This window comes from Bacillus sp. AK124 (assembly GCF_053903085.1).
The window spans coordinates 3,111,548-3,130,719 of the sequence record NZ_CP096378.1 but is presented as its reverse complement, the minus strand read 5'-3'; the positions used below and the strand labels follow the sequence as shown (position 1 = coordinate 3,130,719).

The window sequence follows — 19,172 nt, the reverse complement described above, 5'->3', positions numbered from 1 at the left end:
AGGATCATTATGTTATACACAATTATAAAAGAAAACACCTATCAAGATTCTATCGTGTTAATGCTTTTATCAAACAAGTTATCTGCAATAGATGGTGTAAACAAAGTATCGATCATGATGGGAACACCAGCTAACAAAGATATTTTTAAATCTTCGGGTTTAGGCACAGATGAATTGGAAAAAGCAAATCCAAATGACATTGTTATCGTTATAGATACAAATCAAGAAGAAAAAGTAGCGGCAGTGAAAGAAGAAGTAGAAGCAGCTTTAAAAGGTGATGCCGCTTCACAAGACGCATCTAAAGGCCAAGAAGCACATAACTGGAAGCGCGCAATGGAACTTGCGAACAACCCTAATTTGGCATTGATCTCCATTCCTGGTCAGTATGCAGCAATGGAAGCGGAAAATGCATTGAATGAAGGGTTACATGTATTTGTATTCAGCGACAATGTATCTAAAGAAGATGAGGTTAAGTTGAAACAAAAGGCGCATGAAAAAGGATTATTAGTAATGGGACCAGACTGCGGGACCGGAATTATCCATGGCGTGCCACTTGCATTTACAAATATCGTGAATGAAGGAGATATTGGCGTTGTGGGTGCATCAGGTACAGGGATTCAGGAAGTGACAAGCATCATTGACCGTTATGGTAAAGGTGTAACAAACGCAATTGGTACAGGTGGTCGGGATTTATCGACAGAGGTTGGTGCTATCACGGTTTTAGATAGTATCAAAGCATTGAACCAAGATCCAAAAGTAAAAGTGATTACAGTAATTTCTAAACCGCCTGCAGAGGAAGTGCAGCAAAAAGTATTAAACGTATTAAGAAATATTGAAAAACCGGTTGTTACGTTATTTTTAGGAGATCAACCAACTTATCAGGAAGAAAATATTTATCATGCGTATACACTTGAAGAAGCAGCGGTTGTATCTGTTCAATTATCCAATGGTGACAAACCGAATTTTAAACCGACATTGGCTGAAGATGTAAATGTGTCGTTAAAAGATTCACAAGTTGGTATTAAAGGTTATTACTCAGGTGGTACTTTGGCATCTGAAGCAGCTATGTTATTGAAAGAGGCATTTAAAGAGGAAGTACTTGAAGAGAAGAAAGAAGCCTATATCCTAAAAACAAAACATCATGAAATTATTGACTTAGGCGATGATATTTATACCCAAGGGAAGCCGCACCCGATGATTGATCCTGAAAAGCGTATCGAAATGCTTGAAACATCGGGAAACGATCCTGAAACAGCAGTCATCATGATTGATAACGTTATTGGCTATGGCAGTCATGATGATATGGCAAGTGAATTAGCACCAGCCATTAAACGTATGTTAGCCAATGCACATCAGGGAGGCCGCGAACTTGCAGTTCTTGTAACAGTTGTAGGTACAACTAAAGATCCTCAAGGTTATGAAAAGCAAATTGAAACCTTAAAAGAAAGTGGTGCAATCATTTGTGAGACAAACGACCAAATGGTTCGTACCGCGATTAAACTGGCACGAGGAAAAGTGGAACAGCCAGTCCTTGATATACAAAAATTTGAACATACCCAAGAAGACTTAACAGTAGACGAAAAAATTGTGTCCTTAATTAATAAGAAGCCAAGTGTCATCAATATTGGGCTGAAAAGTTTTACAGCAGCTGTTCAGAACAGCGGATCAGAGTGTGTTCAATTTAACTGGCGGCCAATTGCTGGCGGTGATGAAAAGTTAATGAAAGTACTTCAATTTCTAAACTACTATGAAGGAGAGACAATCTAATGGGGTACAAAACAATAAATGAAGCGAACGAAGCTGTTATCCAGAAGATCATAGCAGCTGAACCATTCTTAACGGATGTTGTACCTGCCAAGTCTGTGATTCCTGAATTGGAAGATTACGTGTTATTACATGCCGGGCCTCCAATTAAATATGAAAATATGACAGATCCTATGCAAGGCTCTTGTGTTGGAGCGATTCTTTTTGAAGGATGGGCAGAAGATGAAGAGGGAGCGCGTGAACTGCTTGAAAACAATAAGATTACATTTATTCCATGTCATCATGTGAATGCAGTTGGACCAATGGGAGGCATTACATCACCTAATATGCCGGTTCTTGTTGTGGTGAACAAAGAGAGCGGCAACGAGGCGTACTGTCAAATGAACGAAGGCATCGGTGCAGTATTACGCTTCGGTGCTTATCATGAGCAGGTAATCAATCGCCTGCACTGGATGAAAGATGTGTTGGGTCCGGTGTTAAGTAAGGCATTAAGAAAAATTGATGGAGGCTTAAATGTTAATGTATTGATGGCTAAAGCTATAGCAATGGGGGATGAATTTCACCAGCGCAATATTGCAGCGTCATTGGTGTTTTTAAAAGAAGTTGCTCCAATAATTGCAGCATTAGATGTTGTTGAAAACGAACAAAGAACAGAAGTGATCCAATTTTTAGCTGATACAGACCAATTTTTCTTAAACATTGCCATGGCGACAGGAAAAGCAATGATGGATGCAGCGCGTACAATCAAACATGGTACAGTCGTTACCGCAATGTGCCGAAACGGTGAAAACTTTGGCATCCGTATTGCAGGTATGGGAGATGAGTGGTTTACAGCACCTGTTCATACACCACAAGGGTTATATTTTACCGGCTACTCAGCGGAAGATGCAAACACAGATATCGGAGATTCAGCGATTACAGAAACAATCGGTGTTGGCGGTGTAGCAATGATTGCTGCCCCTGCAGTAACACGTTTTGTTGGAACAGGCGGATTTAATGATGCGCTTGAAACAAGCAATCAAATGGCTGAGATCTGTGTTGGAGAAAATCCGAACTTTGTGATTCCGACGTGGGACTTCAAAGGTGCGTGTTTAGGTATTGATGCACGTAAAGTTGTTGAAACAGGCATCACGCCGGTAATCAACACAGGCATTGCACATAAAATTGCCGGATATGGGCAAATTGGTGCTGGTACAGTTCATCCTCCAATCGAATGTTTTGAGAAAGCAATCACAGCATATGCTGAAAAACTGGGTTTTCAAGGATGATTTTACAGGCAAGTGCGATTGGTTCAATCGCACTTCAGCTATTAATTGAGGGAAAAACATTTACTGTGCACAGCATTTTTGAAAAAGGTATAAATATTGTTGATCAGAATGATGAATTGATATTTATCGGCACAAATGAAAATGGGACCTTTCCATTTGGAATTTTGCTTGGTTCACAAACGAAGCAAACATTAAAAGCAGGTCTTGAGGTGGGAGATTCATTACACGTTCGCAATAACCATCTTTCCCATAACTGCTTTAAACTCAATTTTAATGCCAAAATACTTCCGTTATATACGGATTTTAAACATGCAAACATCAATAAATTAAAAGAAAACATGCAACAGATTTCATTTAAATCGTATGAATCTACTGATTTTGAATCAGTTCATGTGTCGGACTTGATAAATAAATTACACGATCCAACTGAAAATTTAGAAGAGGAGTTTCGTTACTTTATCGGACGAGGCCAAGGTTTAACCCCAACAGGTGACGATATACTGGTCGGTATATTATATGGACATTTCATCAACTCTTTTATCGCACAAAACCACCTCGAAACATTGGGGAATCTCATTAGAAAACCCTTAACAACCCTTGTTAGCACGCGCTTTTTAACTTGTGCTTTAGAAGGTTTATTTAGTTCGAAAATTACAAGATTACAACATGATCCATCTTTGAAAAGTATGAAAAGCCTTATAAAAGTAGGTTCTTCTTCTGGGATGGATACTTTATACGGAATTTATATGGCTTTAACAAAGGAGTGAAAGAAATGGGGAAAAGAGTAGTACTGGCACTAGGAGGTAATGCAATTTTACAGCCAAAACAAGAAGCAACTTATGCCAATCAACTCAAAAATGTAATCTCTGCAACACGTCATATGATTGAAATCAAAGAAGCAGGACATAAAATTGTGATTACACATGGCAATGGTCCGCAAGTGGGGAATATTATTGCTCAAAACGAAGCTGCCAAAAATGTCGTTGAACCACTGCCAATCTATGCTTGTAATGCAGAATCACAGGGATTCATTGGTTATATGCTGGAAAAAGCTTTGAAAAACCATATGAAAGAACGGGGCATTGCTGCGAATGTAGCTACATTTCTAACCATGGTCGAAGTGGACAAGGATGACAAAGCATTTGAAAAACCAACGAAACCAATAGGAGTATTTTATTCAGAGGAAGAGGCGAAGCAATTAGAAGAGAAAGGGTTTACGATGTCAGAAGATGCAGGGCGAGGCTACAGACGAGTTGTGCCTTCCCCGGAACCGAAAGTGATCCATGGAATAGAAGAGATTCGGCGTTTAATTGATGAAACGATTGTTATCTCCTCTGGCGGCGGCGGTATACCTGTATATCGTGATGAGAGCGGTCTATTACACGGTCTTGAAGCAGTTATAGACAAAGATCGTTCAGGATTAAAGCTTGCACAACAAGTAAATGCTGACGTTTTCATGATGTTGACAGACGTACCAAATGTATTTATCAATTTTGGCAAAGAAAATGAGCAAAAACTAAGCCGAATTACAGTAGAAGAAGCTGAACAATATGTGGCAGAAGGGCAATTTCCTGCTGGCAGTATGCTGCCAAAGATCCAAGCGGCTATAGAATTTGCAAAGTCAGGTAAAGAGGCAATGATTTGTTCATTGGATCAAGCGGTAGCTGCGCTAGATGGAAAAGCGGGGACACGCATAACAAAATAAGACAATCCGTGTTGTTCATAAGGAGGATAAAAAGCCAAAATTCCTCCTTTTTTCAGATATGACCACAGACAGATTTCGAAAAGATACAATCTATGAAGTCTAAATCGAAAGTCAAAGGAAGAGTAGAAAATAAGGATCATTTAAAAGTTGAAGGAGGAAGTTTGATGACAAAAGAGACGGGATCAGTTGAAGGTAAAGGAAAACAACCACTGATTCCCTATTGGGTTAAAGTTGTTATCGTATTTTTCTTCGGTTGGGTAGCTCTTTATGCAACGCGAACAATATTAAACCCGATTATGGGGGATATTGAATCAGCGTTTTCATTAAGCAAGGCACAACTTGGCTTAATTATGAGTATATTTTTCATCGGTTATGCAGGTATGAACGTTCCTGCAGGAATATTAGGAGATAAAATTGGAAAAAAACGAGTGTTGGTTCCAGGTGTTATTCTATTTGGATCGCTAGCAGCAGTTGCAGGAATGATGCCTACATTTTTTCTATTTATCTCTGCATGGCTTATGGTTGGTATGGCTCAGGGGGTATATTATGGGCCGCAATATGGAATATCATCCGAAATGATCCCGAAGAACCGTTTAACATTAGGTAGTGCTGTAATTAATGCAGGGATGGCTTTCGGTACTTCAATTGGCTATTATATCTCCAGTTATGTTGTAGGAGAATGGGGATTCGGATGGAGAATTCCATTTTTTATCATCGGAGTGCCGGTTGTACTTATTGGTATTGCAATGGCAATTGTAATTAAAGACAAGCCCAAAAATGATAAAGAGGTTAAAGGCACCGCTGAACCGTTTAAGTTTTCATCTTTATTTAATAGAAACTTAATTTTGGCTTATATTATTATTTTCTGCTCTATTTACGGATTCTTTATGATTATTACTTGGTTGCCATACTATTTAGAAACAGCACGCGGTTTAACCGGAGGAAATATCGCCTTTGTTGCATCACTTGTTCCATGGGCCGCGATTCCAGGTTCATTATTTTTTAGTTGGCTGTCAGATAAGCTAGGCCGGCGTAAACCAGTATTGCTCATGATGTTACCGTTTGGTATTTTATCAACAGCTGCAATTGTTTACTTTGATAGCTTACCAATTCTGTATATGACACTAATTGTGTATGGAATTGTAGGGAAAATTAGCGTTAATCCCGTTTTAATTGCGGTTGTAGCTAATAATGCACCAAAGCAATCATTAAGTACAGCATTTGGATTCTACAACTTTGTTGGAATGTTAGGTTCCATTTTAGCTCCGTATATTACGGGCTGGCTTACAGACGCTACAGGAAGTATGAATATAGGATTTTATTTTGCAGCAGCTCTGTTAGTCATCGCATTGATTGCAACATATTTAATAGATGAAAGTAATTTGCCCTCTGTTGATAAAGCAGCTAAAGATCATTAGTCAGTAAAAGCTTATGACTTTTTCACTGTAATTGTGATTCAAGCAGCATAACAAAGGCGACAGCCAGACTGATAGATGCAAATAATAAACAATTCGGGATCGCGGTATTAAAATTCGGCTGCTTCTGCAAAACAGCATGGGCTAAAATGACGCGACAAAGCAGCGCGCTCAGGCTTGGAGGCAAATGCATATGTGAAAAGAAACAAGACGGGAAAGAACTGAGCGGCAGCTCAGCTGGAGGAAACGGAAAAGTGCTCCCGGGTCAGACATCCTGTTATACACCGATGGTTTATGTTCTCGATCCGCGTTCTTCATATGCGATGAGGAAATATTATCATTCATCAAGCGAAACCCTCGCTTATGCCTAGATAAGTTCGTATTTATATTAAAGCAATGAAAGCACCCTTTCAGCAAGGGTGCTTTTTGCTGTCTTATCAGTCCCGGTTTCTCATTTCTTGAAGAGTCATTTGACCTAATGAAGGGGTAGAAATAGCGGGGGATTCAAAAAAACTGTGCAAAATGAACTATTACTATTAATTTATATAAGGGGAAAAATATAGTATGATAAGAAATGAATAAAATACAAAAAAATTGAATATCGGCAGAAAGGAGCTCCATATGAACAAAATCGCCGCGGAAGAAGTCGCCAACATGCTCAATACATGGTACCGCGCCATTAGAAGAAGCGATGCTGAACAGTCGATCAGGCTGTTTGAACAAATCAAACCGCTGCTGGCAGACATGGAGGAAGATCAGGAAGTTTTGATCTACTATTCCCTGCTGGAACTGCGGCATAAAATTATGCTCTACGATTCGAGAGGCAAAAAGATAGAGCAGCACGACGTATCGGCCGGCGACAGTGCTGCATCACATATGACATCCTATTACTACTACCTGTTTTCAGGAGCTTATGAAGTGTATAAAAAAAATTATGAGCAGGCAATCAGCTTCTATAAAATTGCCGAGAAGAAGCTTGCTCATGTACATGATGAAATTGAAGTTGCCCAATTTCACGATAAAGTCGGAAAGCTCTACTATTACTTGGGCCAGAATATCGTCTCTTTAAACCATACCCGGCAGGCGATGGAAATTTTCAAAGGACATGGCGACCATGACATGAACCTTGTCTCAACTTATATTACAATGGCCGGAAATTATACCGAGATGGGGAAATATACAGAGGCGGAAGAATATTTAACAGAAGCAATCCATACTGTCAGAAAAGCCGGCGACCATTTTAAAGAAATGCAGCTCCTTCATAATTTTGCCTTGCTTTATGCGGCGATGGACAAATCGGACAAGAGCATTCAATTTTTGGACATCGTTTTGAATGATCATGCATATGCTGCATCGGATTATTATTTCAATGTCGTGTTTTTAATGATCAAAGAGCTGTTTAAAACCGGAGACTATGAACGCGCCGCAGCCTTTTACAAAGAAGGGAAGGAAAGGTCGCAATCTGCGGCGAATGAAATATTTGACGCTAAAATCGATCTTTTATATGCGGTTTATGCTGGATGTGGTGAACAGGCGGTTAAAGACTGCAAAGACAACATAGAAATCCTCTTTCAAGCAAAGCAATACGACAGTGCCAGAGAACTTTCTCTCTTAACGGCCAATGTTTACAGATCAAAGTCTCTTTATAAAGAGGCCGCACATTTCTTTTTGGAAGCGATTAAAGCGGAAGAAAAAATGAAAAAAGTGGAGGGAATGTGATGAAAAAACTGTTCATTGTTGCTGCGATTGCTGCCGTCGTATGTTCGGGATGGTTTGCGGCAGAAACTCATTCGCCATCCGGCGACATGCAGATTGCTGAAAAGATGGTTGGTTAAAACGAATACCCGGAACAAATATTGAACAACCGCTCCTGAGCTAAGGGGCGGGTTTTTTTGTAGAGAAATCTAATTTTTTAAAATATTGAAAACGTTTACTTCATTTGTTAAGATGTCTTTAGTAAAGTTTAGTGAATATGGATCTTAAAGACAGGGCGGGATGAAAATGGCGACGATTAAAGAAATTGCGCTTCAGGCTAAAGTATCAAGCACAACGGTTTCAAGGGTTTTGAACCATGATCAGTCATTAGCGGTGGCCCCTGAAACAAGGCAGCGGATTTTGGATATTGCAGACCGGCTCGGCTATAAAAACACGCGCAGACGCCGCGACGTATATGTCTCAGAAAGCGGGGAAAGCCCGCGAATCGGCATTGTTGTCTGCCAATCACAGGAAGAAGAGCTGAACGATCCATACTTTTATTCCATCAGGCAGGGAATTGAAAGCGAGTGTTTTGATAGAGGAGCGTTTATTACGAAGTTTATTCAGCTGAGCAGCATCCGCTCAAATCAGCTTGCAGGCGATGTCGACGGCTTAATCGTCATCGGAAGGATCGATTTTGCCGGCTTGCAGCAGTGCATGGGGGCGCTCAACAACGTCGTGTACATCAACCATACAGACAATGAAGAATTGCGCGACTCGGTTGTCGTCGATTTTGAGAAGGCGACGGGGAGGGCGCTGAACCATTTGAAATCGCTCGGCTATACAAGGCTCGGTTATATCGGCGGAAGAGAAAAAGAGCACTTTCGAATCAGCGATCAGGAGACAAACGTCATTGAAATTGAAGACAAACGGCTGACTGCGTTTCTGGAGACGGCCGGTTCGGAAAACGCGAAGCATATTTATGTCGGCGAGTATTCGATGCAGCAAGGCTATGAGCTGATGAAAAAAGCGATTCTTGAGAAAAACGTTCCCGAAGCTTTTTTTATCGCCAGCGATTCGATGGCCATCGGCGCGCTCCGGGCTCTTCGAGAATCGGGACTCAAGGTTCCCGAAGATGTTGCCATCGTCAGCTTCAACGGCATTGAAGCGTCCGAATTTGTTAATCCGCCATTGACTACCGTAAAGGTTCATACAGAAGAGATGGGCCGGACGGGTGTGAAACTGCTGCTCGACAGAATGAAAGGACGGGAACTCCCGCTGAAAGTGACCGTACCTTCAGAACTGATGATTCGGGAAAGCTGCGGATTCAGCAAGCGGGGCTAATAGTAAGGATCAGGCGCTTTTCAAGGAGGTGAGGCAAATAGGTTTACTAAATGACAGTAAATAATGAAAGTGCATTTTACCCACCGTCAAAATTTCATAATTGGAGTGAAATTGATGAAAAAAATCATTTTCTCTTTTATTCTCCTGATCATTTTGCCTGCACTAGCAGCGGGCTGCTCGGGAAAGAATGCCGGAAAGAACGGAGACGTCACACTCACAATGTTTTCGACAATGACAAAAGACAGTGAAAAACAGACGCTCAGAAGCATCGCAGATGATTTTGAAAAAGAAAATGAAGGCATCAAAATCGATATCAGCTTTCCCGGACCGGACTATGAAAATATGCTGCGTGTCAAAATGGCGGCAAATGACATGCCTGACTTGTTCGATACGCACGGCTGGGCGAAGATCCGCTACGGGGAATACACCGCAGATTTAAAAGACATGGAATGGGTGAAGCATCTCGACCCAAACCTCGATCCGATTTTGAAGGATGAAAAAGGCAAAGTATATGCCTATCCTTTCAATCAGGCAAAAGACGGGATCGTCTATAATGCCGGTTTGTTGCAGAAATACGGTCTCAAGCCTCCACACACGTTGGATGAACTGATGCACGCGCTGGAAACGATCAAAGAAAAAAGCAATGGGAATGTCATTCCTTTTTGGTTCGCAGGTTCAGATAAAGGCGCTTTAGCTCAGTTTTATGATCAGTTTGCCACCCCGCTTCTCATCACAGATGATCGCCGCAATGAAAAAAAAGCTTTGGAAAACGGCACATTCAACTGGTCCGGCTACACACTTCTCGCAGAAACCTTTAAAGAAATGCAGGAAAAGCAATTGATCAATAAAGATATCCTAACGGCAAAACCGTCGCAATTGGTCGAATTAATGGCACAAGGAAAAATCGGCTTTACTCTCTCGGTCACATCGATCGGCCCTGATACGAGAGAAGTCAATCCTGATATCCAGTTAGGCGTGATGCCGACGCCAGCCGTTTATGAAGGCGACAAACCGAGCTGGATTGGAGGAGAGCGCCATACCGTTGCTGTCTGGAAAGACTCTGAACACCTCGAAGAAGCAAAGCGGTTTATTCAATTCGCCGCACAGCCCAAATATGCGAAAAAGATCGCCGAAGCCACCTCATTTCCTCAAGCGTTAACCAACACAGAAGCCGAAAACTACTATTCTAAGTTTTATGATCAATATAAAGAAATCGAAATCGAACCGTACTTTGACCGTGTCTACCTCCCGAGCGGAATGTGGGACGTCATGGGGACGACGGGACAGGAACTTTTGGCCGGTACGTTAACGCCGAAGCAGGTATCGGAAAAAATGAAACAGGAGTACAGCAGACTGCAAGATCAATAGAAAGGATCGTTTTCATCATGATGAAAAAAGAAGGGTGAAATGATGAGCGAATTAGCTAAAGGAAAAAGTCTGACTATTACGAAAAGTAAAAGGGGATTTGTGAAGAAAAGCGGATCACTCTGGTGGATGTATCTTCCCGCCTTGGCGCTTGTATCCATTTTTATGATTTATCCGTTTGCCAGCGGCATTAAAATCACGTTTACGAACTGGAACGGTTTTTCACAGTCGTATGACTGGATCGGCTTTGCCCAATATAAACGGATGCTGGCCGACCCGGCCACATGGCTTGTCGTCAGAAACACCCTGCTGTATGGACTGGGCAGTACGATTTTGCAAAATGTCATCGGTCTTCTCTATGCTCTCCTGCTGTTTAAAAGCATCAGAATGAAAGCGCTGATACGTACGGTTGTCTATTTGCCCGTCATCATCAGCCCGCTGATCATGGGGTATATCTGGTATTTCTTCTTCTCCTATGAAGGAGGCGCCTTGAACGATGTGCTGAAATTATTCGGAGCAGCTCCTGTAAACGCTTTGAGCAGCCCGGAAATCAATCCGTGGATCATCGTATTTGTGAATTCGTACCAGTTTGTCGGTATTGCGATGGTCATTTATTTAGCAGGTCTCGGAAGCATTCCGAAAGATTTTTATGAAGCGGCGCAAATTGACGGGGCAAGCGGTTTTCAGCAGTTTTGGAAGATTACGCTGCCGCTGTTGATGCCTTCTGTCACAATCAACATGGTCATCAATATCATCGGCGGACTGAAGCTGTTTGATGTCATTTTAGCGCTGACAGGCGGCGGTCCGGGAAATGCTTCGCAATCGATGTCGACTTTTATGTACGATTTGTATTTTAAAAGGCAGGATGCCGGTTATGCAGCCGCACAGGGGGTTTTCATGGCGGCGTTGATACTGCTGATCAGCTTTACGGCTCTTATTTATTTTAAGCGCAAGGAGGTCGAAGCCTAGATGAATCACCAAGAGAAAAAGAAGCGGGCGCTGTGGACGGCACTGGCGGCATGCATTACCGTTTTTCACCTGATTCCATTTTATATTTTGCTGACGACAGCGCTGAAAGCAAAGGGGGATTTCAGCTCGAAATGGAAGTTCCCTGACGAAATCAGCCTCGGTAATTTCGCAGAAGCATGGGATAAAGCAGGTCTGGCCGGCTCGTTTTTCAATACCGCTGCGATCACTCTTGCTTCGGCGGCTCTGTTGATTATGATCGGCTCTCTGGCGGCCTATCCCCTCGCCAGACGAAGAACAAAGCTCAATCAAGCCGTATACTTTCTGTTTATCGGCATTATGATCATTCCGCCGCTGACATCAATGGTTCCTTTATACAAAATGGTGGTGGAGTTCGGCATGCTGAATACGCTCGAAATCGCGATATTGAATAATACGGCGGCTTATATGCCCTTGACAATTTTTTTGTATGCCGGATTTATCCGTTCGACGATTCCGAAAGAGCTTGAAGAGGCGGCAAGAATCGACGGGGCGAGCACGGCGGGCATTTTCTTCAGAATTGTCTTTCCTTTATTAAAGCCGGTGACTGCGACGATTTGCATTATTGCCTGCGTATTCATTTGGAACGACTATCAGTTTTCGATCTTTTTCCTTCAAGACAAAAGTGTGCAGACTTTGACTGTGGCGATTGCCGGATTCTTTGGGCAAAATGCGAACAACCTGCACTTGGTGGCTGCAGCTTCACTGATGGCGATGCTGCCGATGACGATTCTATTTTTATTCCTGCAAAAGTATTTTATAAAAGGATTATCAGCAGGAGCGCTAAAAGGTTAGCGGAAATTTCACGGGGAAAGGAAGATATGAATGACTAAAATTGCTTTTATCGGAGCCGGAAGCACGATTTTTGCGAAAAATGTGCTGGGGGACTGCCTGATGGTTCCGGCGGTCAACGGATTTGAATTTGCTTTGTATGATATCGATCCGCAGCGTCTCAAAGAATCTAAAGAAATGCTTGAACATTTAAAAAACCGCTATAACAACACGGTATCGATCCGCGCTTATGACGATAGAAAAGAAGCTTTGGCGGGGGCGAAATATGTGATCAATGCCATTCAGGTCGGCGGCTATAAACCGGGCACAGTCATCGATTTTGAGATCCCGAAAAAGTACGGCCTCAAACAGACGATTGCCGATACGGTCGGAATCGGCGGGATATTCAGGGCGCAGCGGACGATTCCCGTTTTATTGGATATGGCAAAAGACATCGAATGCGCGGCGCCCGACGCCTGGCTCTTAAATTACACAAACCCGATGGCTTCTTTAACCGGTGCGCTGCTTCGCTACACGGACGTGAGAACGGTCGGTCTTTGCCACAGCGTACAAGTATGCACAAAAGACCTTTTCAAATCCCTCGGCATGAAGCATGAACGAATCGAAGAAAGAATCGCCGGTATCAATCATATGGCCTGGCTTCTTGAAGTAAAGCAAGACGGAAAAGACTTGTATCCAGAAATCAAAAAACGGGCAAAAGAAAAGCAGAAAACGAAACATGATGACATGGTCAGATTTGAACTGATGGATAAATTCGGCTACTATGTGACCGAATCATCCGAACATAACGCGGAGTACCACCCTTATTTCATCAAAAGCCATTATCCCGAACTGATTGAAGAGCTGAATATTCCGATTGACGAATATTTGAGAAGGTGCGAGAAGCAGATTCAAAACTGGGAAAAGATGCGCGGCGAAATCGTCGGCAACCGGCATTTAACCCACGAGCGGTCAAACGAATACGGCTCAAGAATCATCGAAGCGATGGAAACCGGACAGCCGTTTACATTCGGGGGAAATGTCTTGAATAAAGGATTGATTCCAAACCTTCCGGAAAAAGCCGTCGTTGAAGTGACGTGCGTCGCTGAACGGAACCGGATCACTCCGTGCGCTGCGGGCGAGCTGCCTGAACAGCTGGCGGCTTTAAACCGGACCAATATCAATACACAGCTGTTAACGATTGAAGCGGCAATAACAAAAAGAAAAGAGCACATTTACCATGCCGCATTGCTTGATCCGCATACGGCTGCGGAATTATCGATGGATGATATTGTAAGCATGTGCGATGAATTGATCGAAGCACACGGCGACTGGCTGCCGGAATTTGAATAAAAAAATAAAGCCCGAGCGAAGGGATCAGCCTTCAGCTCGGACTTTTTTCATGCGGGGGTGTGAATATTTTTCCGACTTTTGATGAAGCAATCGGAAGAATGGAGGAAGCATCGCGATCACGAGCACCACCCGCAACACTTGGACGGCGACAACGAACGTAGAGTCGGCGTGAAGCGTGACAGATGTTGTCGCCATTTCCGCGATTCCCCCCGGAGCAAACGCCAATATGGCCGTTGTCAGGGAAATGCCTGCCGCTTTAGCGGTGACGGCGGCGCTTAAAATCATTGCAATGATCAGTCCGACGGAGCTGGCAAGTGCGACGATCAGCGTTTTTCTGACGCCGATAAACATTTCTTTGCTGATTTTTGAACCGATCGTCGCGCCGAGACAAATTTGCGACAGCACTGAAAAGCCGTGGGGCCACCAGGCTGTTGCGCTGAGCCCGGTCATTGAAGCGCCTGCGATTTGCAGAACGGCCGCACCGGTCATGCTTCCGAGCAGCCATGGCGCCGGAAACCGCAGTGCTTTCATCGCTTTGCATACTCCGAATCCGCCCAGCATGATCAGCGCAGTCCATGCGATATGAGGCGCTTCAAAAGCCGATGTTCCCGCGGCGATCACTTGGCTGCCGGCAGCATGGGCGTCAGGCTGCTTCGCATTTATGAAAAAAACGAAAAAAGGAATGGTCATGACGACCAGAAGCACACGTATCATCTGCACGAGACTGACGATTGCCGTGTTCGCTCCCACTTCCTGAGCGATGCCCGGCATCGCGGAAAGCCCGCCGGGGGCCGTTCCCACAAAACTCGTCAGCATATCGGTCTTGCTGAACCTCCATAAGACAAAGCCCGACAGCATGGCGAACACGACGGAAAGGAGGAGCATGACGCCGACAATTAGCCAATTTTCCTTAAAAATCGAAATCACGGACATATTGATTTTCTGGCCGAGCTCAATTCCCAATAGCATTTGGCCGAACTGAAGCCAGCCATGATGGATGCCGTTTTGTCTGACAGCAGCCTTTAACGGTGACGGGCGAAACAGCGACAGACAAGCGGCTGCTGTCATTGTGCCGACCATCCAGCCGATCGTCATGCCGGTCAAAGAGAGAAGAAATCCCCCAAAACTGCTGATTAATATCAATAATATATCCCGAAGGAAATCTCTTTTTTCCCTCAAATGAAAAACCTTCTTCCTGATTACTGCAATCATTTTGTTCACTAAGTAAAGTATTTCTATATATCACTATATAATAATTTTAGTGATTGGTAAAATACAAATTTATTTAAAAGATTAATAAGAAAAACTGATCGTTCATTTTTGAACATAACAGATGGAACATATGAATACATTAAATTAGATTCGATCACAAATAGAGGTGAACCGATATGAAACATTCCAAGGAATCATTCACCAAAGTCAAATCGTATCGTCCGTTTCACAGCGCTTTTGATCCGTGTCCTCCGATCGGTAAAAGATATTACAGAACCCCTCCAAATCTATATCTAGGTTTTCAGCCCCGCGGCCTTCCGCAGTTTTCCCCGATGGAGGCGCTGCAAAAAGGGACGCTTTGGCCCGTATTTTACGATCATTATGAAAATCCGTATGAAGATGGGAGGTAAGGGGGGTGACGAACTCTTTACCGCAAGACTATTATCAAAGGCTCCATGAAATTCAGGCCGTCGATTTTGTCATCGTTGAGCTGATGCTTTACCTTGATACACATCCCGATGATACCGACGCCATCAGACAATACAACCAGTATGCCGGATATTCAAGAAAACTGAAAGCGAAGTTTGAATCAAAATACGGCCCTTTGACGCAAGGGAGCCCGGATCAGACGGAATCCTATTGGAGCTGGAAAAAAAGTCCCTGGCCGTGGCAAGTTTAATAGAGGAAGGGAGTCAGGTTCATGTGGCTTTATGAGAAAAAACTGCAGTATCCTGTTAGGGTGAGAGAATGCAATCCGAGACTTGCCAAATTTTTGATTGAGCAATACGGCGGAGCGGACGGCGAATTGGCTGCGGCGCTTCGCTATTTGAACCAGCGCTACAGCATTCCTGACAAAGTCGTCGGACTGCTGACGGACATCGGTACGGAAGAGTTTGCTCACCTTGAAATGATTGCGACGATGGTATATAAATTAACAAAAGACGCGACACCCGAACAGATGAAGGAAGCCGGGCTCGGCGATCATTACGCAGACCATGACAAAGCCCTGTTTTACCATAACGCTGCCGGCGTTCCGTTCACCGCTACATACATCCAGGCAAAAGGCGATCCGATTGCCGATTTATATGAAGATATAGCGGCTGAAGAAAAAGCGAGGGCTACGTATCAATGGCTGATTGACATGTCGGATGATCCGGATTTAAATGACGGGCTGGCATTTTTACGGGAAAGGGAAATCGTTCATTCACAGCGCTTCCGCGAAGCTGTCGAAATTTTGAAGGAAGAGCGCGACAGTAAAAAAGTATTTTAAACAGCAAAAAGCCGAAAATACGATTGGTATTTTCGGCTTTTTGTTTACTGCACAGGGCTCGCAAGCAGCTCTTCTGCGCGGTCGCGAAGCACATACTTTTGGACTTTTCCGGAAGCGGTCAGCGGGTATTCGTCGATCAGAAATACGTACTCCGGAATTTTGTAATATGAAAGCTGTCCTTTGCAAAAATCTCTGACATCTTCAAGCGTCAGCTTTTTGCCCGGTTTGCATTTAATAAAGGCCGCCGTTTTTTCCCCGTATTTTTCATCAGGGACGCCGACAACCTGTACATCGACAATATCCTCATGTTCATAAAGGAATTCCTCTATTTCACGCGGGTATATGTTTTCACCGCCGCGGACGATCATATCTTTTAAGCGGCCGGTAATCCTCACGTATCCGTCCCGGTCCATTTCGGCCAAATCGCCGGTATGGAGCCAGCCGTCTTCATCAATGACCTTTTTGGTGGCTTCGTCCATTTTATAGTATCCCTTCATGACGAGGTATCCTCTTGTGCACAGTTCGCCTTGCTCGTCCGGTGCGAGCGTTTCCCCCGTGTCAGGATCCACAATTTTCATTTCTACATGCGGATGCACTTTACCGACGGTTTCAACGCGGCGTTCGAGCGTGTCGGTGACCGTTGTCTGCGTAATCACGGGTGAAGACTCCGTTTGTCCGTATGCGATTGTGATATCCGTCATATTCATTTGCTTCATCACTTTTTTCATCACTTCTTTAGGACACGGGGAGCCTGCCATGATCCCGGTCCGCAATGAAGATAGGTCATAGTTTGCAAAATCGGGGTGGGTGAGCTCGGCGATAAACATTGTCGGCACACCCTGCAGTCCTGTACATCGCTCTTTTTCGACCGTTTGCAGGACGATGTCCGGTTTGAATTCGATGATCGGCAGCATGGCCGCGCCTGACGCGACACAGGCAAGCGTGCTTAGCACACAGCCGAAGCAGTGAAACAGAGGAACCGGAATGCACAGCCTGTCTTCGCTCGTCAGCCCCATTCTGTCGGCAACGATCGCCGCATTATTGACGATATTGTAGTGAGTCAGCATCACACCTTTTGGAAAGCCTGTTGTTCCCGACGTATACTGCATATTGATCACATCATCGTGTGTGAGTGATTGCTCTCTTTCGAAAAGGTCGGCATCAGAGACCGTTTCGCCCAGTTTGGCGATGTCGGCAAAAGCCGTCATATGTTCAGGGACTTTATTCTTGCCAAGGTAGACGAGATTTTTCAGCTTCGGCAGCTTTTCCGGATTTTTCATGATCTCGTCGACCATATCGATATAGGATGTTCCTTTGTATCCGTCCATTAGAAAGAGGGTGGTGGAATCGGAATGTTCCAATAAGTACTCAAGTTCTCTCGCCTGATAGCTTGTATTGACGGTGACGAGCACAGCGCCGATTCTTGCCGTCGCAAACTGGAGCAGAAGCCATTCCGGTATATTGGATGCCCAGATGGCGACATGCTCTCCTTTTTGAATGCCGAGCGCGAGCAGCCCTTTTGCAATTTTAGAGGTTTCTTCAACAAGCTCCTGATACGAATATCTTAAATCGAGCTCAGAATATACAACCGCTTCATGATTCGGAAACCGGCCGGCGGTTGATTTTAAAAGCCCGCCGATCGTTTGTTTTTTTAATGTAATCATAATGCCTCCTTGCCTCCCGAATAAAAACTGTTTCTATTATAGCACTTTGTTCTAGTACCAGGTACTATAAAGAATTAGTTTTTTCTTAGTCGGGAAGATAATGTTAATACTGTTCGGTATTGTGCAATTCCGCCGGCAGCCACGATTCCTGCAATAGCAAGAAATAGCGCTGCCCCGCCGAACTTGATGAACATCATCCCGCCTAAAAAAGGACCGATTGTCCGGGAAATATCCCAATGCAGGCCGAAAAATGCAAAATATCTGCCCCGCATATGATCGGGAGCAAGGCGCGAGACAAAGGTTTGCATGTGATTCAGCAGCATGCTTTCTGCCGCCGTAAATAAAACGGCAGTCGAGAGCAGCCAAAAGATCGATGATGAAAAAGCGAAACCAATTGCTGCCACAGCGTAGCATACATATGATATGGAAACGACCGTTTGGATGTTCAGTCCTTCCGTCCATTTGACAAGCGGAATTTGCATCGTAATGCTAAGAAGGGCGCGGCACACTGTATAAACAGTCAAGATGAATAGGAAATCTTCAAAAAGAGTTTCGAGATAAAGGCGGTAGTTTGACTCCAGTTGAGCATAGAACAGGCTGACGGGGACCGACAAGAACATCAAGGACAGAACCGGACGGTGCTGAAAAAATACCTTTTTTGCGGAAAGAAGTTTTTCCCTCTCCAAAATCTCCTTTTGCCTTTTTGACCGCCATACCTCGGGCATTTTAAAATAAACAACAAGCCAATAGAGAAAAAACGCACATGCCTGAAAGCCGAACATCAGGCTTGGCTGATAGGAATAGACTGCAAGTCCGGCGGCCGGACCGACCGCTGCGCCCAACCCTTCAATGGCATGAAGGACAGCGAACGCTTCAGAGCGACGCCCGCTTTCGGTGCTGTCCGTTATTTGGGCCCGCTGCGCAGGGATGTACAAAGCTCCCCCAATGCCGTTCAGCACATAAAAAAGAGCGAACAGCCAAATGTGATCTGCCATCATAAAACCGGCGGCAGAGACGGTCTGAAAGGCGAGCGCCGCCAGGATCACCTTCCGTCTTCCGATCCGATCCGTCAGTCCACCTGCGGCAAGCGTCACCGCGACCTCGGTCAGCGGTCTTGCTCCGATGACGAGCATCACCGGCAATATGCCAGTTCCAAGCACATCATACAGATAAAAAAGGAGGAAAGGGGCCAGCATGGCTCCCGTTATTCCGGTCAGGAACTCTCCGAAGAAGCAAATCAGCACGGGAGAACCGTACCTTTGTTTTAAACGGTTCATTTCATATCCTCCTTCAACATAGCAGTGCAATTAGTGTAAAATGGAAAATCATCAGTAAAAAGGA

The 19,172-nt window shown here is 44.2% G+C and carries 19 protein-coding genes; 16 read left to right on the top strand and 3 right to left on the bottom strand.

Annotated elements, in window-relative coordinates; all coding sequences use genetic code 11:
- Positions 1 to 9: 9 nt before the first annotated feature.
- From M1E06_RS15765 to melA, 13 genes are all read left to right on the top strand, one after another.
- The gene (locus M1E06_RS15765) at positions 10 to 1,767 is read left to right on the top strand and encodes an acyl-CoA synthetase FdrA (protein WP_020450844.1); all 1,758 of its coding nucleotides are present in this window, start codon (positions 10 to 12) and stop codon (positions 1,765 to 1,767) included.
- Entirely contained in the window at positions 1,767 to 3,032 is a 1,266-nt protein-coding gene (locus M1E06_RS15760; protein ID WP_020450845.1) for a YlbE family protein, read from the top strand. The genes M1E06_RS15765 and M1E06_RS15760 overlap by 1 nt, the downstream gene beginning before the upstream one ends.
- Entirely contained in the window at positions 3,029 to 3,799 is a 771-nt protein-coding gene (locus M1E06_RS15755) for a DUF2877 domain-containing protein (RefSeq protein ID WP_020450846.1), read from the top strand. Before M1E06_RS15760 ends, M1E06_RS15755 begins: the two co-directional genes overlap by 4 nt.
- A 5-nt stretch (positions 3,800 to 3,804) precedes the next feature.
- On the top strand, positions 3,805 to 4,737 hold the full coding sequence (gene arcC / locus M1E06_RS15750; RefSeq protein WP_020450847.1) for a carbamate kinase: 933 nt from the start codon (positions 3,805 to 3,807) through the stop codon (positions 4,735 to 4,737).
- Between the two features lie 164 nt (positions 4,738 to 4,901).
- Positions 4,902 to 6,155, top strand: coding sequence for an MFS transporter (locus M1E06_RS15745; protein ID WP_216904236.1), 1,254 nt, complete (start codon positions 4,902 to 4,904; stop codon positions 6,153 to 6,155).
- Positions 6,156 to 6,202: 47 nt separating this feature from the next.
- Positions 6,203 to 6,523: a DUF2690 domain-containing protein gene (locus M1E06_RS15740; protein WP_079289333.1), complete on the top strand. Its 321-nt coding sequence runs from the start codon at positions 6,203 to 6,205 to the stop codon at positions 6,521 to 6,523.
- A 250-nt stretch (positions 6,524 to 6,773) separates the two neighbouring features.
- Entirely contained in the window at positions 6,774 to 7,871 is a 1,098-nt protein-coding gene (locus tag M1E06_RS15735; protein WP_079289334.1) for a Rap family tetratricopeptide repeat protein, read from the top strand.
- Entirely contained in the window at positions 7,871 to 7,987 is a 117-nt protein-coding gene (locus M1E06_RS15730) for a hypothetical protein (protein ID WP_020450851.1), read from the top strand. The genes M1E06_RS15735 and M1E06_RS15730 overlap by 1 nt, the downstream gene beginning before the upstream one ends.
- Positions 7,988 to 8,153: 166 nt before the next feature.
- The gene (locus M1E06_RS15725; RefSeq protein ID WP_243390397.1) at positions 8,154 to 9,191 is read left to right on the top strand and encodes a LacI family DNA-binding transcriptional regulator; all 1,038 of its coding nucleotides are present in this window, start codon (positions 8,154 to 8,156) and stop codon (positions 9,189 to 9,191) included.
- Positions 9,192 to 9,305: 114 nt separating this feature from the next.
- Positions 9,306 to 10,559, top strand: a complete 1,254-nt coding sequence (locus tag M1E06_RS15720; protein WP_020450853.1) for an ABC transporter substrate-binding protein — start codon at positions 9,306 to 9,308, stop codon at positions 10,557 to 10,559.
- Positions 10,560 to 10,601: 42 nt separating this feature from the next.
- Positions 10,602 to 11,525, top strand: a complete 924-nt coding sequence (locus M1E06_RS15715; protein ID WP_065643353.1) for a carbohydrate ABC transporter permease — start codon at positions 10,602 to 10,604, stop codon at positions 11,523 to 11,525.
- The gene (locus M1E06_RS15710; RefSeq protein ID WP_025811718.1) at positions 11,526 to 12,356 is read left to right on the top strand and encodes a carbohydrate ABC transporter permease; all 831 of its coding nucleotides are present in this window, start codon (positions 11,526 to 11,528) and stop codon (positions 12,354 to 12,356) included. It begins immediately after the preceding gene.
- A gap of 30 nt (positions 12,357 to 12,386) precedes the next feature.
- Positions 12,387 to 13,685 (top strand): alpha-glucosidase/alpha-galactosidase, encoded by a 1,299-nt coding sequence (gene melA, locus M1E06_RS15705; protein WP_050821023.1) that lies wholly within the window; start codon positions 12,387 to 12,389, stop codon positions 13,683 to 13,685.
- A gap of 24 nt (positions 13,686 to 13,709) precedes the next feature.
- Here the strand turns inward: melA and M1E06_RS15700 are convergent, their stop codons facing one another.
- The gene (locus M1E06_RS15700) at positions 13,710 to 14,864 is read right to left on the bottom strand and encodes an AbrB family transcriptional regulator (RefSeq protein WP_050821024.1); all 1,155 of its coding nucleotides are present in this window, start codon (positions 14,862 to 14,864) and stop codon (positions 13,710 to 13,712) included.
- 209 nt (positions 14,865 to 15,073) lie between these two features.
- On the opposite strand from M1E06_RS15700, the gene M1E06_RS15695 reads away from it, so the two are divergent.
- The 3 genes from M1E06_RS15695 to M1E06_RS15685 are packed head-to-tail and all read left to right on the top strand — an operon-like array spanning position 15,074 to position 16,167.
- A complete protein-coding gene (locus M1E06_RS15695; RefSeq protein WP_020450858.1) occupies positions 15,074 to 15,307 on the top strand; it encodes a spore coat associated protein CotJA in 234 nt (77 codons plus the stop codon).
- Positions 15,308 to 15,312: 5 nt separating this feature from the next.
- Positions 15,313 to 15,576: a spore coat protein CotJB gene (locus M1E06_RS15690; protein ID WP_020450859.1), complete on the top strand. Its 264-nt coding sequence runs from the start codon at positions 15,313 to 15,315 to the stop codon at positions 15,574 to 15,576.
- 21 nt (positions 15,577 to 15,597) lie between these two features.
- Entirely contained in the window at positions 15,598 to 16,167 is a 570-nt protein-coding gene (locus M1E06_RS15685; protein ID WP_023856600.1) for a manganese catalase family protein, read from the top strand.
- Between the two features lie 44 nt (positions 16,168 to 16,211).
- Here the strand turns inward: M1E06_RS15685 and M1E06_RS15680 are convergent, their stop codons facing one another.
- Together M1E06_RS15680 and M1E06_RS15675 are read right to left on the bottom strand one after the other, a co-directional pair.
- The gene (locus M1E06_RS15680) at positions 16,212 to 17,831 is read right to left on the bottom strand and encodes an AMP-binding protein (RefSeq protein ID WP_050821026.1); all 1,620 of its coding nucleotides are present in this window, start codon (positions 17,829 to 17,831) and stop codon (positions 16,212 to 16,214) included.
- Between the two features lie 74 nt (positions 17,832 to 17,905).
- Positions 17,906 to 19,108 (bottom strand): MDR family MFS transporter, encoded by a 1,203-nt coding sequence (locus M1E06_RS15675; protein WP_020450862.1) that lies wholly within the window; start codon positions 19,106 to 19,108, stop codon positions 17,906 to 17,908.
- Between the last annotated feature and the right edge of the window lie 64 nt (positions 19,109 to 19,172).

Bases quoted from the DNA above. Each gene is read 5' to 3' on its own strand.
- M1E06_RS15720 (WP_020450853.1), top strand. From the start codon at position 9,306: ATGAAAAAAATCATTTTCTCTTTTATTCTCCTGATCATTTTGCCTGCA.
- M1E06_RS15685 (WP_023856600.1), top strand. From the start codon at position 15,598: ATGTGGCTTTATGAGAAAAAACTGCAGTATCCTGTTAGGGTGAGAGAA.
- M1E06_RS15725 (WP_243390397.1), top strand. From the start codon at position 8,154: ATGGCGACGATTAAAGAAATTGCGCTTCAGGCTAAAGTATCAAGCACA.
- M1E06_RS15680 (WP_050821026.1), bottom strand. From the start codon at position 17,831: ATGATTACATTAAAAAAACAAACGATCGGCGGGCTTTTAAAATCAACC.
- M1E06_RS15695 (WP_020450858.1), top strand. From the start codon at position 15,074: ATGAAACATTCCAAGGAATCATTCACCAAAGTCAAATCGTATCGTCCG.
- M1E06_RS15715 (WP_065643353.1), top strand. From the start codon at position 10,602: ATGAGCGAATTAGCTAAAGGAAAAAGTCTGACTATTACGAAAAGTAAA.
- arcC (WP_020450847.1), top strand. From the start codon at position 3,805: ATGGGGAAAAGAGTAGTACTGGCACTAGGAGGTAATGCAATTTTACAG.
- M1E06_RS15745 (WP_216904236.1), top strand. From the start codon at position 4,902: ATGACAAAAGAGACGGGATCAGTTGAAGGTAAAGGAAAACAACCACTG.
- M1E06_RS15760 (WP_020450845.1), top strand. From the start codon at position 1,767: ATGGGGTACAAAACAATAAATGAAGCGAACGAAGCTGTTATCCAGAAG.
- M1E06_RS15730 (WP_020450851.1), top strand. From the start codon at position 7,871: ATGAAAAAACTGTTCATTGTTGCTGCGATTGCTGCCGTCGTATGTTCG.
- melA (WP_050821023.1), top strand. From the start codon at position 12,387: ATGACTAAAATTGCTTTTATCGGAGCCGGAAGCACGATTTTTGCGAAA.
- M1E06_RS15710 (WP_025811718.1), top strand. From the start codon at position 11,526: ATGAATCACCAAGAGAAAAAGAAGCGGGCGCTGTGGACGGCACTGGCG.
- M1E06_RS15765 (WP_020450844.1), top strand. From the start codon at position 10: ATGTTATACACAATTATAAAAGAAAACACCTATCAAGATTCTATCGTG.
- M1E06_RS15755 (WP_020450846.1), top strand. From the start codon at position 3,029: ATGATTTTACAGGCAAGTGCGATTGGTTCAATCGCACTTCAGCTATTA.
- M1E06_RS15675 (WP_020450862.1), bottom strand. From the start codon at position 19,108: ATGAACCGTTTAAAACAAAGGTACGGTTCTCCCGTGCTGATTTGCTTC.
- M1E06_RS15735 (WP_079289334.1), top strand. From the start codon at position 6,774: ATGAACAAAATCGCCGCGGAAGAAGTCGCCAACATGCTCAATACATGG.